Genomic DNA, 12063 nt, shown 5'->3' with positions numbered 1-12063 from the left:
AGATATTTATGAACGAATTGTAGCAAAAGGGAAGAGTAAAAAACTGGCTTTAATAGCTGTGTGTAATAAGCTTCTAAAACAGGCTTTTGCTATCGCAAAATCTGGTTTAATATATGATGACTCATATAGAAGTATTTTAGTGAAAAGTTAATGCATTTTTACTTGCTTTTTACCACAGTACTTTGTTGTGCAACGTTATTTTTTGTTTTCCAATATTTTCAAAAGTTTTTTCGGATTTTGTCTATTGTCCCAAAAAGCTGTGATGATAATTTCTGTGTCATTAAATTTATAGTAAATACTAAAATTACCTAAAGAAGCAACTCTTGTATCTTTGAAATCTGTAGCTTTGTAAATCAGAGGTTTTTCGGCTATTTGTTTTGTTCTTTCCGAAACTAGCTTTAAAAGTTTTTTAGAGTATCTATTTGATTTGTTTTTTTTAACCCAATATTCTAAAATTCCCACGAACTGAATGTCAGCTGTTCGTGTCCAAATTACATTGCGTTTAGCCATTCCAAATTCCTTTTATTCATTGCTTCTTGAGAAATTAGTTTACCATCTTTTATATCTCGTTCACTGATTGCCAGCATCAATTTCTGTTCTTTGGTCAGTTCAACTATTTCAGATTCAGATGAACTCGATGTAATTATTTTGTCAAGAGCGACTAAAAAGTCTTTGTTTTTAATCGATAGTATTTTGTCAATCAATCCGTTTCGTATATTATCTACTGTTGCCATTTTTATTTAAATTTATTTTATAAATATCCGAATAATTGGTCGTTTTTCCTAATGTTGCACAACGGTTTGCGTGTATGAGCAGTAGCGGATTATGCGCACTTATTGTTCGATTAAGCACAAAGTTAGCAAAGAAACGATAACTTTTTTTAGCACTTCCCCCGCTATTGCTTATACACTGTGTTAGGCACAGGGTTTCCTGCGTTCTGTTTGGTGATTCAGCTGTTATTTCTTTTAAAAGACTAAACGAGCAAGCTCTTTTGTTTTTTTAGGATGGGGTGATGTGGTTGGAAAAAAACAATGTGCTTGCGGGATAATCGACGACCTAATGTTGTGAAACTTCTAATTCTAATTGATTTTCTACCAAAGAATAATATTCTCCCTTGATTTCTAATAATTGGGAGTGTGTTCCTTGTTCTGCAACCTCTCCGTTTTTCATTACAATAATATTTTCTGCATTTTTAACCGTACTTAATCTATGAGCTATTATAACGGCTGTTTTATTTTTTAAAAATGTTCTAAAATTGTTCATTATGTTTTTTTCCGTTATGGTATCCATCGAAGAAGTCGCTTCATCAAAAAACACAAAATCAGGGTTTTTATATATAGCACGAGCAATGTATAATCTTTGTTTTTCTCCTCCGCTTAGCGAAATTCCTGATTCTCCAATTTGAGTGTTTAGTCTCATAGGTAGTTTGTCTATTGTAGATTTAAGTTCTGCCATTTGTATTGAATATTCCAGTCGTTCAGGGTTGGGAGTAACATCGGAAAAAGTTATATTTTCTGCTATTGTACCGCTAAAAATGTAACCTTCTTGCATAATAACTCCACATTTTTTTCTCCACTCTTTTAAATTAACGTCTTGTATTTTATGCTCTCCTATTTTTAAAACCCCTTGAGTGGGGAAATAAAAACCTAATATTAACTTCATCAGTGTAGATTTACCACTACCACTTGAGCCAACAATAGCTGTTGTTTTGTTCGTAGGAATTGTTAAATCGATATTATTTAAGATATAATTTTCACTATTTGAAAGATACTTAAAGCTAATATTTGAAAGTGAAATATTACTTATATTTTCCGAAACAGTAAAATATTCTTTATTTTTTTCTATTTCTTCAGGTTTATTGTATACTCCCGATAACCTATCAAATGACAGGTTAAGTCTTTGAAGGGTTTGCGAAAAATCTATGATGTCATCAATTGGAGCAGCTAATTGACCCAACACATAGCTAATCATCATCATAGTTCCCAATGTCATACTATCTTCAATTACGTAGAAAGAACATAAACCAATAAGAAAAATATCCCGGAATTTTGAGATAAAATTATTGCTGTTAAGCATATAAAAATTCACAAAAGAATCCTTTACTTTTAGTTTTTTTAATTTACTTTCAGATTCCTTCCATTTGTTTATTCTGCTGTTTTCTGCACTGTTTACCTTAATTTCGGTAATACCCATTATGAGTTCATAAATATTATTCCTGTTCTCTGATTCGGTCGTAAACAAAGAATAATCTATGATTCTCTTTTTCTTTAAAAACAATAACGTTACAATTATTGAGGAAACACTAAATACGATGAAAAATAAAAAAATTTGATAGTTGTATGAAATTAACAGTGCAGAAAAAACGACAAGATTCAAGAGGGTAATAATAATATCTATAATATTTCTTGAAACGAAATTGTTAATTCTATTTTGGTCATTAAGCCCTTCGATTAAATCAGATTTGAACTTTTTCTCAAAATAGCTGATTGGGAGATTCAATATTTTTGTGAAATAAGATTTATTCAGATCAATATTTATATCTAAACTTATTTTGGTGGCTAAAATATCGGAAAAACTGGTTGCTACGATATTACTTATTATGAATATGAATTGCCCGATTAGAATTGCCCATACTAATTGTATATTTTTATCAAGGATACCTTTGTCTATGTTCTCTTTTAGGAGTAGTGGCATTCCCCAATTTGTAATAAGAGCTAACATTGTAAGTAGAAAAATAACAACTAATCGAGTTTTTCTTTCTCGAAGTATTTTTTTTATATTATTAAGTATTGCATTATTTTTTTCCTTTGGGACTGCTTTAATGTTTTTTTTACTAAAATCGTTTGAAGGGTTGAGAACTATAACTATTCCGGTATTTCTGCTTAACCACTTTTGGGAAAGTTCTTCTTCATTAAGTCTAATTTTGCCGAAACTGGGGTCTATAACGTAATAAACATATTCGTTTTTTACTTTTTTGATTTTTTCTAAAATTACATAATGTCCCTTCTTGTAATATAATATTGCGGGAAGAGGCATTTCTTCGGTATCTTGTAGGGATATAGTAGCTGATACTGAATCTATACCAACTAACTCTAAAAACTGTCTAATATCCTTAATTGAGATACCTAATTTAGAAACTTCACAGTAGTTTTGAATTGTTTTGGTATCATAATTTTTCCCATAAAATTGGCATATCATTTGAAGACACGCAATACCACAATCATTGCCTGCTAATTGGTTTCTAAATTTTATCATTTTAGACTTCTTCATTTACAAAGTATTCAGATAATCTCATCATAATTACGTTGTCTTTGTCATCATCGTTATACCCCATTTGACAAGTATCTAATCCTTTGGTTTCCAAATTAACTTGATGGCATCCTCCTCCGCATAATGGGAGGATTCTACAACTTTGACAGGCTTTCGACTGTATTTTAATGTTTTCCCATTCATTTAATTTATCATCTATCCAATCGACCTCTCCATTTTCATTTAACGTACCGTATTTATTTTCTTGATTAAAATCTCTAGCGGTGCATTTGTATATATCACCGTTAAAGTTTACTAGTAGTTCGTTCTTTTTGTCTGCATAACAGGGATTTTTAAGGTTATCTAAAATAGTTTCATTAATGTCGATTCTAAAATTGCTTTCTGAGAATAATAGTTTAGTACTATCTACTTTTTCCTTAATATCAACTCCTTTATCATCTTGCCAAACTCTGAACATACCGATAGTCAGGTTTTCTCTATCTGCAATAGGAATATCTCTAATATCTTTTTCAATTCCGGCAACGGAATCTATATTTTCAGCGGTATAGTTAATTCTCAATAATACTTGGATATTATTTTTGATAAGTAACTTTATGGCATCCAATATTTTAAAATATGAGCCTTCTTTTTTTCCTGAATCCCTTACTTTGTTGTGATATTCCTTTCCACCATCCAAAGTAATCTGAAAATGATTAGATTCCGTGCCATCCAATAAATGATTCAATATGAGGTCATTGACTAAGTACCCATTAGAAGTGAAATTTATTGAAAAGTTAATTTGAGGATATAGGTCATATTTTAACCTAATATAGTCAATTATTTGCATTGAAGTTTTTTTGTAGTACATCAATGGTTCTCCTCCAAAGAATGAAAGAACAAAAGTCTTTAGTTCTTTTTTCTGTTCTAAAATATTATCAATAAGCCTAAATACTTTTTTAAGGGTATTTCGCGATAATTGAGAACCCAATATATGTGATTCATAACAGTACCAACATTTAAAGTTACAATTCATTGTTGGGTTAATAATCAAAGTAAATTCACTCTCATTATTATCGACAGATTTACTTAAATTGATAACTTCTTGTAATTCATTTATGTCTATGGGAACGAGTGCCCCAATACTTTTCAAATCATTGAAAAGAGTAGGGTTGTAATCTTTTATTTCATCAGGATTAAAACTAAATATATCGTTCATTTCCTGCTGAATTATCAAGCACTTATCCTCTTTTGAGTTATAAATAACAGAAGAGTTGGATGTTATTTTTAACAAGGAATTGTATTGACTGAATTTAAGTTTATCCATTGTAGTTTAATTTACTGGTTTAATAATTATGTTACATCTTGGGGTGTTTGTACTTCCCGCACATGCTGTTTCACTCAAATTTGTACATCTAGGATTAGTTCAACAAGAATCATATTGTGCGTTTAAACATCTGGCATTAGATGGACCAACACCGCCACTAATCGAGTTCAGGGAAGAAATTCCTCTTAATATTTTTGATTCTTGACCTTCGATTAGCAATTTATTTTCAATTTTGAAAATAAATGCTTGAAATTTTTGCTCTGCTTTCTTAGATTGTGTGTTTAATTATACTGGTTTTGTATTGGAGCAAGTCCCTTTGTTTGTGGAATCTGTACATCCTTTTTTATTGTAGTTTGTACAATTTCTGTTTTTAGACTTATTGCAACCATCGTCAGCATTAGAACAACCTCTGTTTTTGCCTCCGAAAACAGAATTTTCTAATTGATTGGATAATATAATCGTTTCAGAACTATCTTTTAATAGTTTGCCCTCTATTTTTGATATAAAGTCAATTAGTTTTTGATTTGCTTTCATATCCTAAAGTATTAAAATGCAGGTTCAAGTGTTTGAGGCACGCAAGTACGCCTATTGGATGAATCTGTGCAGGTTGAAGTATTAGTACAAGTTCTTCTGTTAATTGAACCATCACATGAAGATGCCGAATTTGAACATATACGATTAATTGTTCCTCCCATACTTTGGTCAATATTATTTGACAGCAAAATAGATTCCTTATTGCCATCAAGGTTTTTAGATTCTATACTTTTAACGAATTTTAAAAATTTATTATTTGTTTTCATTGTTTTTAGATTTAAAAAAGATTGTTATATACTGAGATTTGAAATTTAAGGGTTGGCTGGTTGTAAGGTTTGTGTATTAGAGCAACCTCCCCAACCACGATTTGAGGTTCCCGTACACCCGCTGTCATTATAGTTGGTGCAGTTTCTATTTTGCGATCCGTCACAAGAAGTAACGGTATTGGAACAAGACCTATTAGTGCCTCCTGTTCCTGAGATCAGTTCCATTGAGTTTGTTAAAACCAATGATTCTTGGTTTCCAGATAGTTTCTTTTTCTCTAAACCGGAAACAAATTGTCGAAATTTATTTGTTGTATCCATATCGTTCTATTTTTAATGGATTATTCCTACTCTGTTAGGGCTTTTCGGACTCCGCCTGGTATATAACAATCTTAGTTTATTCTACTCGATTACTCATTTTACCTTGTTTATTACTAATAGATTTTACATTTCTGTTACCAAAGAAGTAACTTACTCTAAAGTATGCGGTCTTGAAGTACTCCTGCCTTTTGTAAAAACTGTATTCTATTCTTTCTTCCCTTAATTCTAATGTAGGACGTAGTAAATCGTAAGCCCCTAATGTGAAATTGAAATTTTTATAGGTTTTGCTCAATTCAAATGTTAAGGAATGAATGGCGTTCATTTCTCCTAAAATGCTTCTGTTGGCACTTCCGTACCCATAACTCAAATTGAGTATGGCATCCTTTGTTTTGTTTAAATAGACAAAATTTTTAAGTCCTAATCCCCATTCGGTATTATCAAACCCTAAATCAATTCCGTTGTAAATACCGTCGCTTTTATCATACGTATAAAAGAGTGAAGCCGTTAAATTCCATCTGTTATTAAAAAAATGTTTGTTATAAGTAAAACCGAAATACAATTCGTATCCTTTCCCGTAATTATCTGTAATTGTTTCGATTAAACCATTGGGTCGAACTATGTCAAATTCATTGAAGGTATTTTTTGCATAATCGTATTCTATATCAAGACTATAATGCTTCAAAAAACTATAATTGAAAACAACGGAGTGGCTTAAAATGGGCAAAAGGTTAGGGTTGTTCCTTTTGTACGAATTGGCAGAAGTGTAGTAACTATTAGGGTTAAAGTTGGAATAAGAAGGTCTAATAAAGGAAGAGCGATAATCTAAAGAGAATTCGTTGTTATCATTGGCATAAAAAAGTACTGAAACTGCCGGAAACAGGTAATTGTTTTTCTGTTCAACAGAGGTGTTTTCATATAAGCCCTCGCCTTCATAATTCTCCCACCTTAAACCCAATTCCATTTCCCAATTATCTCCCAACAATTTTTGATACATCAGGTAAGCCGCAAAAGTGTTGTCGTTATATTTAAAATCGTTACTTCTCAAAGTATCCGACACGTACTCTACACCATCGTAATTTCCGTGAAAAAAGCGGTTGTTTGTTTGACCGTTACTATAATTTATTCCAAATTTCAACACATCTTCGTTTTGAAAGTTTTGAGTATAATCGGCTACAACGTTGTAAAATTCCATATCCACATCGGGTTGTTGCAAAATAGATTGCGACCCATTGTTCCATTGAAAAACATTAGTGATTCGGGTGTTATTGTCTTGTGCAAAACGGTATAAATTCAACTCAAAATTACTCCCAATGGTATCGGTTTTTAGAGAATAATTTGCGTTGAGAAAGAGGTTTTTAAAGTTGGGATTCCTGCTTTTTATGGTTGATTGATTTAGGGAATCGACACTATTATTGGCTAGTGAAGTGTATTCATTTTGGGATGTATTGGTAGTTGAGTTATTCCTAAATGACGAATTGAACTGAACCCCGATACTTTGCTTGGATGTTAAATCGTAATGGATGTTGACAAAGGGTGTTATTGTTTTATTTTTAAGGTTATTATCAAATTCTATGTGTGTTTGTTGCTGGTTGATATAATCTTTGTATATGGAGTTTTGTTTTGATTTGAAACGATAGTTATTGACACCAATACCCGTTGAGACAAACCAATTGTTTTTGGAATAAGTGAGGTTAGCATTGGCATTTTGCGAATTGTAATAAGACTGACTCACGCCCGATGAAACAGCCCCTTTTAACCCCTCATTGTTCTTTTTAATTACCACGTTCACAATTCCATTTTGAGTGGCGGCACTATATTTACTACTCGGACTTGTGATAATTTCGATTTTCTTTATGTCTTCGGCAGGCGTTGATTTTAGGATGTTTAAGGCGATTCCTTTATCGCCAACTTCCCTTCCGTTAATCAAAATTTTGGCCTCTTTTCTGTTTTTTATTGTAATGGAATTACCGTCTGGATTGTTGTTTACAAACGGAATAGTTCCTAAAAAATCGAAGGTAGTTCTGTTTTTGGACAAAGGAGAAGAAGCTATATTACTCACAACATATTTGCCGATTTCTTTCACGATTTTTGGTTGGTTATAGGCTGTAATTTCTATTCCATCTAATAAAATATAGTTTTCGACCTTAATCATACCACAATCCATGTTTTCAGTTACTACTATTTCTTTCTCGAAAAGAATGTTTTGCAAATAGGATATTTGAATTTGGTAATGCCCACCTGTGTTTAATTCAACAATAAAATTACCTGTTTCATTGCTCAACTCTCCTTTAACGATTTCATTTTCCAGCGAGAGTAAGGTAACTGTTGCAAATTCGATAGGGTTGTTGTTCGTATCAAGAATTTGTCCTGTTATTTTTATTTGAGAGAATGAAATTAATGGAAAAAGAGTAAATAGTAGGTATAATAATAGTTTAGGCATTTTTTATATTCTGATTAACTGTTTCAAAGTTAAAAGGAAAGAAAGGAAAAATCCAAGAAGTAAAACTTCTAAATTATACGAAAAACTTCTAAAATGTATCTGGAACTACTAAAATCTACAATAAATGGTCTGGGATTTCTACATTATTTTGAATTAAGAGGTTGATGAGTTCTTCGTTTTTTACTTTATGGATAGTACTACAAGAATTAGCAATAGGACATATGTCTTCGGGGTTTAGGTCAAGTACTTTGGCTAATTTTAGCCGTGTTTTATTCCTTAAAGCGATTTTGCCGTTTTCAATGTCCGAATATGCTCTTTGGCTTATTCCTAATTTTTCAGCTACGTATTCTTGTGAGTAATCAAGTTTGCGTCTTTTTGTTCGGATAATTTCTAAACAGTGTTTTTCCATAAGTTTTCTGTTGTTTTTAGTTAGGTTTTTTCGGTTTTTAACAATGTTTATTTTTCGGTCGAGCGTTTGCAAAAAGGTTTTTTTGTTTTTTGTGTGGTGGGCTTTGCGTTGGCAAAAAAAACAAATGTGCCTTTCGTGCGGCTGGTGTAACCTTGTGCCTAACGTGTTTGTGTATGGTTAGTTGCGTGGTTTGGTAGCTAATTTAGCAAACTTTTACGGACCAGAGAAAATTCCTCAGGAATTTTCGTAAGTAAGCCTAAAAAAGCAATTAATTATACACGGTGTTGGCAGTAGTTTTTTATTTAATTATTTATTCATACATTTGCACTTAACTAATAGGTTAAGTTTTTGGATAATTTCTACTTAATTCATAATTGCGAAACAAATAAGTTTAGAGTATATCTAAACACAAGTAATGCTGATGTGATGAAAAAATTCAATCAAATTAACCGTGATGAAAAAACAGTTAAAAAATTCGTAATTGTAATTGAAGCTGTTAAAGTTAATGTTGCCAATAAATCACAATGGAATTGGGAATCAAAATGTGATTTAGGCGAAATTTATGCTATTAAAGTTGATAATCATCGATTCTACACATTGGTTTGTAAAAATCTCGGATATAGAGAATTATATATTTCGAGATATGGAAGAAAACAAACAAACTCAAACGATAAAAAGTTAATTGCTACTATAAATTCAATATCAAAAATCACAATACAAAAGCTATTAGAATGAGCAAAGTAAATAAAATAGATACTATTTCTTTTGATTCTTATTTAAAGAAAAATCGAACTAAAATTGATGAGTCTTTAGTTAGTTTAAGGTTTATGAAAGAGGTTGATTATTTTCTTGACTATAATAAAATCACACAAAGAAAGTTAGCCGACGACATTGGTTGTACAGAGGCTTATATTAGTCAATTAATGTCTGGTGTAAAAAAAATAAATACCTCTTTTATTAATAAACTGGAAAAGCATTATGAGGTAAAAGTTGAATTCAAGATATTACCTAAAAAGGAATGTAATTATATCACAAGTTTTGCAAATACATTTATTCAGATAAATATTAATATTGACGATTCATTTGAAGCATTGAATATGTTTTCTTCAAAGAATAGTCCCATTGAGTATTATGAATTGGATACTGACTCTTACACAATAGAAACTAATGGATAAAGAAAATAAAAAGTTAGATATAGATATTAGATATGCTAACATAAATGTTAGTAAGTTCTCTCAGTTTGATTTAAAGGATGAATTCGATAAAGAGAGTAAGCCTTTGGTCAATTTTAATAGTAATTTTCAATTCAAAGTTTTTCCTGATAAAGAAATGATTACTTGTATCGTCTCAGTAAATGTTTCTATAATTGAGACAGGTGAGTCTTTCTGTGAATTAAATGTTGAAAATGAATTTGAAATTAAACCTTTAGCTAAAATAGTAAAAATTGAAGCAGAAGATAAACATAATGTTCCTACTGAAATTTTAAGAACGATTGTTTCTTTGTCAGTTTCGACAGTTAGAGGAATTCTTTACGAGAAATCAAAAGGCTCTATAATTCAAGGCGAAGTATATCCATTAATAAATCCTATGAGTTTATTTGAAAAGAAGAACTAGCTCAAATTACTGCCAACGGTTTTGTGTATGGTTAGTTGCGTGGTTTGGTAGCTAATTTAGCAAACTTTTACGGACTAGAGAAAATTCCGAAGGAATTTTCCAAAGAAGCACTTGCCAAAGCAATTAATTATACACGGTGTTGGCAGCCGTGCTTATTTTTTTATAAGCTATGTTTTTAATAAATGATAATTTAATATACTCCAATTAGCTAACTAATTAACTTAGTTATTAAATAAATCTAGAGATAATCTGTTTTTAGTCCTGCGTTGTTGCTAATCAGACACGCATTTTACGTTCAGTTTGGAAATCCTGCGTTATCTTTTTAATATCGAGGAAACTTATCAAATTCTAGTTCTCGTGTTTAATGAATTAGATAATTATTCTAATTTAGTTCTGAAGGAAATTAAAATTTCAGACTTCATTTTTTCTAATTTTACTTACTTAAAATTCAAAAAAAAAAATCGCGAAAAAGAAACTAGGCTTTTTTATTGCGATGTTGCTATTTTTCCAACCGCAATTTTCCGTTCTGCTTGTAATTCCTGCGTTGTGATTTTCATTCCAACGTTTTGAAATCCAATTTTATTTTTATTCTTAAAATTCAGATTTGTATAAGTTCAAATTTAGAGTTGTGTTTTGTCGCACACGCATTGCTGCCAACGGTTTTGTGTATGGTTAGTTGCGTGGTTAAGCAACTAAGTTAACAAACATTTACGAACCCGAGAAAATTCCGCAGGAATTTTTCGCAAGTAAGCACGTAAAAAGCAATTAATTATACACGGTGTTGTACGCAGTTTTTTATTCGATTTTTTCAAAGCAAATACTTTTCCCGTTATCAAAGTCAATATAAAATTCAATTTCAAATCCGAATAGTTTTCTTTTCAAATGCTTTGGTGTCCAATTATTTTCGCATTGAAACGAAATTTCATTATTTTCAAACGAATAGTCAAGTTCATAATTTCCTTTTTTACATAATTTAATTCCAGGGGTTTGGGTAAACTCAAAAGTTCCGTCTTTTTTTAAATCCAGAGTATAACTTTTGTAATCCGATTTTGGAATTCCGTTATCGGCACTAACAATTTTATAAATTCCGACTAATTCTTTTTCGGATGGTTTGTCTGTCAAAAAGTTTGGAAAAATATTATACAGAATAGCAGTTAGCAGAATTCCAATTAATGCTAAACTAAAATATTTTAAGCCGTTATCTTTCTTTATTATTCCTTTGAATAGAATATAAAACCCAAAAGCAATTATAGTAATAAGAATTAATAACAAAACCAGATATTTAGATGCTTCCATAATGTTTATTCAACTTGTTTAAAATTGTCTTTGGTTAAGCTCAATTATTGAGCAAAAATTTTTATACATTGCCCTACACGGATTTTTTCTTTTTCGTTGGTTTTATTATAAAAATTAGATAAGAGATTACAAAAACCAAAAGTGGAAATTGAAACGCTAAATAATTAAATTTTTCTATTGGTGCTATAGTTATACGTTTTGCAATTGGTAAAATCATAAGAACGAAAATCAATATTTTCCCAATTCTAGATTTTCCATATTTTGTAAAATTTAAAGCGATTCCGATTATTCCACATATCGCAAAAATCTGTTCGTTATTTCCAAAATCGAAACTGGTAAAAATCAGCCATAAGATAAATGGAACCCCAATCAATTGTCCCATAAGAATTATAAGGGAATATGAGGTTAAAGAAACAATTTTTAGTTTATTCATCATTTGTCTTTTCAATTCAGTAGCGTTTTGTCAAATTGCGTACAACGTGTTTGTGTATGGTTAGTTGCGTGGTTAAGCAACTAATTTAGCAAACTTTTACGAACCCGTGAAAATTCCGCAGGAATTTTCGCAAGTAGGGAAGAACCCAGCAATTAATTATACACGGTGTTGTACGTAGGC

Annotated in this window: 14 protein-coding genes and 1 pseudogene; 4 read left to right on the top strand and 11 right to left on the bottom strand. The window is 31.0% G+C overall.

The genetic code is table 11. The features are described 5' to 3' along the window. Positions 1–151: pseudogene (locus DFQ08_RS16355) on the top strand (IS110 family transposase); the annotation flags it as partial. A 44-nt stretch (positions 152–195) separates the two neighbouring features. Here DFQ08_RS16355 and DFQ08_RS15730 read toward each other — a convergent pair. From DFQ08_RS15730 to DFQ08_RS15695, 9 genes are all read right to left on the bottom strand, one after another. Then, positions 196–510: a type II toxin-antitoxin system RelE/ParE family toxin gene (locus DFQ08_RS15730; RefSeq protein ID WP_073153638.1), complete on the bottom strand. Its 315-nt coding sequence runs from the start codon at positions 508–510 to the stop codon at positions 196–198. After that, the gene (locus DFQ08_RS15725) at positions 492–734 is read right to left on the bottom strand and encodes a hypothetical protein (protein ID WP_114311005.1); all 243 of its coding nucleotides are present in this window, start codon (positions 732–734) and stop codon (positions 492–494) included. Before DFQ08_RS15725 ends, DFQ08_RS15730 begins: the two co-directional genes overlap by 19 nt. A gap of 322 nt (positions 735–1056) precedes the next feature. Next, positions 1057–3270, bottom strand: a complete 2214-nt coding sequence (locus tag DFQ08_RS15720) for a peptidase domain-containing ABC transporter (protein WP_114311004.1) — start codon at positions 3268–3270, stop codon at positions 1057–1059. Beyond that, the gene (locus DFQ08_RS15715) at positions 3257–4573 is read right to left on the bottom strand and encodes a radical SAM/SPASM domain-containing protein (protein ID WP_114311003.1); all 1317 of its coding nucleotides are present in this window, start codon (positions 4571–4573) and stop codon (positions 3257–3259) included. Before DFQ08_RS15715 ends, DFQ08_RS15720 begins: the two co-directional genes overlap by 14 nt. 285 nt (positions 4574–4858) lie before the next feature. Then, the gene (locus tag DFQ08_RS15710) at positions 4859–5107 is read right to left on the bottom strand and encodes a hypothetical protein (protein WP_114311002.1); all 249 of its coding nucleotides are present in this window, start codon (positions 5105–5107) and stop codon (positions 4859–4861) included. An 11-nt stretch (positions 5108–5118) separates the two neighbouring features. Continuing rightward, positions 5119–5373 carry a hypothetical protein gene (locus tag DFQ08_RS16280; RefSeq protein ID WP_220235591.1) on the bottom strand — a complete coding sequence of 85 codons (255 nt, stop codon included), beginning with the start codon at positions 5371–5373 and terminating at the stop codon, positions 5119–5121. A gap of 45 nt (positions 5374–5418) precedes the next feature. Continuing rightward, positions 5419–5691, bottom strand: coding sequence for a hypothetical protein (locus DFQ08_RS16045; RefSeq protein WP_147269489.1), 273 nt, complete (start codon positions 5689–5691; stop codon positions 5419–5421). 76 nt (positions 5692–5767) lie between these two features. Continuing rightward, complete coding sequence (locus DFQ08_RS15700; RefSeq protein ID WP_114311000.1) at positions 5768–8131, bottom strand: TonB-dependent receptor; 2364 nt, start codon at positions 8129–8131, stop codon at positions 5768–5770. A 115-nt stretch (positions 8132–8246) separates the two neighbouring features. Continuing rightward, positions 8247–8540 (bottom strand): helix-turn-helix transcriptional regulator, encoded by a 294-nt coding sequence (locus tag DFQ08_RS15695; RefSeq protein WP_114310999.1) that lies wholly within the window; start codon positions 8538–8540, stop codon positions 8247–8249. Between the two features lie 348 nt (positions 8541–8888). Between DFQ08_RS15695 and DFQ08_RS15690 the strand changes: the two genes are divergently transcribed. From DFQ08_RS15690 to DFQ08_RS15680, 3 genes are read left to right on the top strand one after another with little or no spacing between them, the layout of a single operon-like run. Next, a complete protein-coding gene (locus DFQ08_RS15690) occupies positions 8889–9275 on the top strand; it encodes a hypothetical protein (protein WP_114310998.1) in 387 nt (128 codons plus the stop codon). Next, positions 9272–9715, top strand: coding sequence for a helix-turn-helix domain-containing protein (locus DFQ08_RS15685; protein WP_114310997.1), 444 nt, complete (start codon positions 9272–9274; stop codon positions 9713–9715). The genes DFQ08_RS15690 and DFQ08_RS15685 overlap by 4 nt, the downstream gene beginning before the upstream one ends. Further along, positions 9708–10154 (top strand): hypothetical protein, encoded by a 447-nt coding sequence (locus tag DFQ08_RS15680; protein ID WP_114310996.1) that lies wholly within the window; start codon positions 9708–9710, stop codon positions 10152–10154. Before DFQ08_RS15685 ends, DFQ08_RS15680 begins: the two co-directional genes overlap by 8 nt. Before the next feature lie 795 nt (positions 10155–10949). Here the strand turns inward: DFQ08_RS15680 and DFQ08_RS15670 are convergent. Together DFQ08_RS15670 and DFQ08_RS15665 are read right to left on the bottom strand one after the other, a co-directional pair. Next, positions 10950–11450, bottom strand: a complete 501-nt coding sequence (locus tag DFQ08_RS15670; protein WP_114310994.1) for a hypothetical protein — start codon at positions 11448–11450, stop codon at positions 10950–10952. 73 nt (positions 11451–11523) lie between these two features. Next, positions 11524–11898, bottom strand: a complete 375-nt coding sequence (locus DFQ08_RS15665) for a hypothetical protein (protein ID WP_245935456.1) — start codon at positions 11896–11898, stop codon at positions 11524–11526. Positions 11899–12063 lie beyond the last annotated feature (165 nt).

The sequence above is a fragment of the Winogradskyella arenosi genome, from assembly GCF_003337305.1.
Lineage (GTDB): Bacteria > Bacteroidota > Bacteroidia > Flavobacteriales > Flavobacteriaceae > Winogradskyella > Winogradskyella arenosi.
This window is presented reverse-complemented; position numbering and strand designations above follow the sequence as displayed.

Excerpts from the sequence above, each read along its gene's own strand:
- DFQ08_RS15710 (WP_114311002.1), bottom strand. The coding sequence starts at position 5,107 with ATGAAAGCAAATCAAAAACTAATTGACTTTATATCAAAAATAGAGGGC.
- DFQ08_RS15720 (WP_114311004.1), bottom strand. The coding sequence starts at position 3,270 with ATGAAGAAGTCTAAAATGATAAAATTTAGAAACCAATTAGCAGGCAAT.
- DFQ08_RS16045 (WP_147269489.1), bottom strand. The coding sequence starts at position 5,691 with ATGGATACAACAAATAAATTTCGACAATTTGTTTCCGGTTTAGAGAAA.
- DFQ08_RS15700 (WP_114311000.1), bottom strand. The coding sequence starts at position 8,131 with ATGCCTAAACTATTATTATACCTACTATTTACTCTTTTTCCATTAATT.
- DFQ08_RS15730 (WP_073153638.1), bottom strand. The coding sequence starts at position 510 with ATGGCTAAACGCAATGTAATTTGGACACGAACAGCTGACATTCAGTTC.
- DFQ08_RS15695 (WP_114310999.1), bottom strand. The coding sequence starts at position 8,540 with ATGGAAAAACACTGTTTAGAAATTATCCGAACAAAAAGACGCAAACTT.
- DFQ08_RS15680 (WP_114310996.1), top strand. The coding sequence starts at position 9,708 with ATGGATAAAGAAAATAAAAAGTTAGATATAGATATTAGATATGCTAAC.
- DFQ08_RS15685 (WP_114310997.1), top strand. The coding sequence starts at position 9,272 with ATGAGCAAAGTAAATAAAATAGATACTATTTCTTTTGATTCTTATTTA.
- DFQ08_RS15670 (WP_114310994.1), bottom strand. The coding sequence starts at position 11,450 with ATGGAAGCATCTAAATATCTGGTTTTGTTATTAATTCTTATTACTATA.
- DFQ08_RS15725 (WP_114311005.1), bottom strand. The coding sequence starts at position 734 with ATGGCAACAGTAGATAATATACGAAACGGATTGATTGACAAAATACTA.
- DFQ08_RS16280 (WP_220235591.1), bottom strand. The coding sequence starts at position 5,373 with ATGAAAACAAATAATAAATTTTTAAAATTCGTTAAAAGTATAGAATCT.
- DFQ08_RS15715 (WP_114311003.1), bottom strand. The coding sequence starts at position 4,573 with ATGGATAAACTTAAATTCAGTCAATACAATTCCTTGTTAAAAATAACA.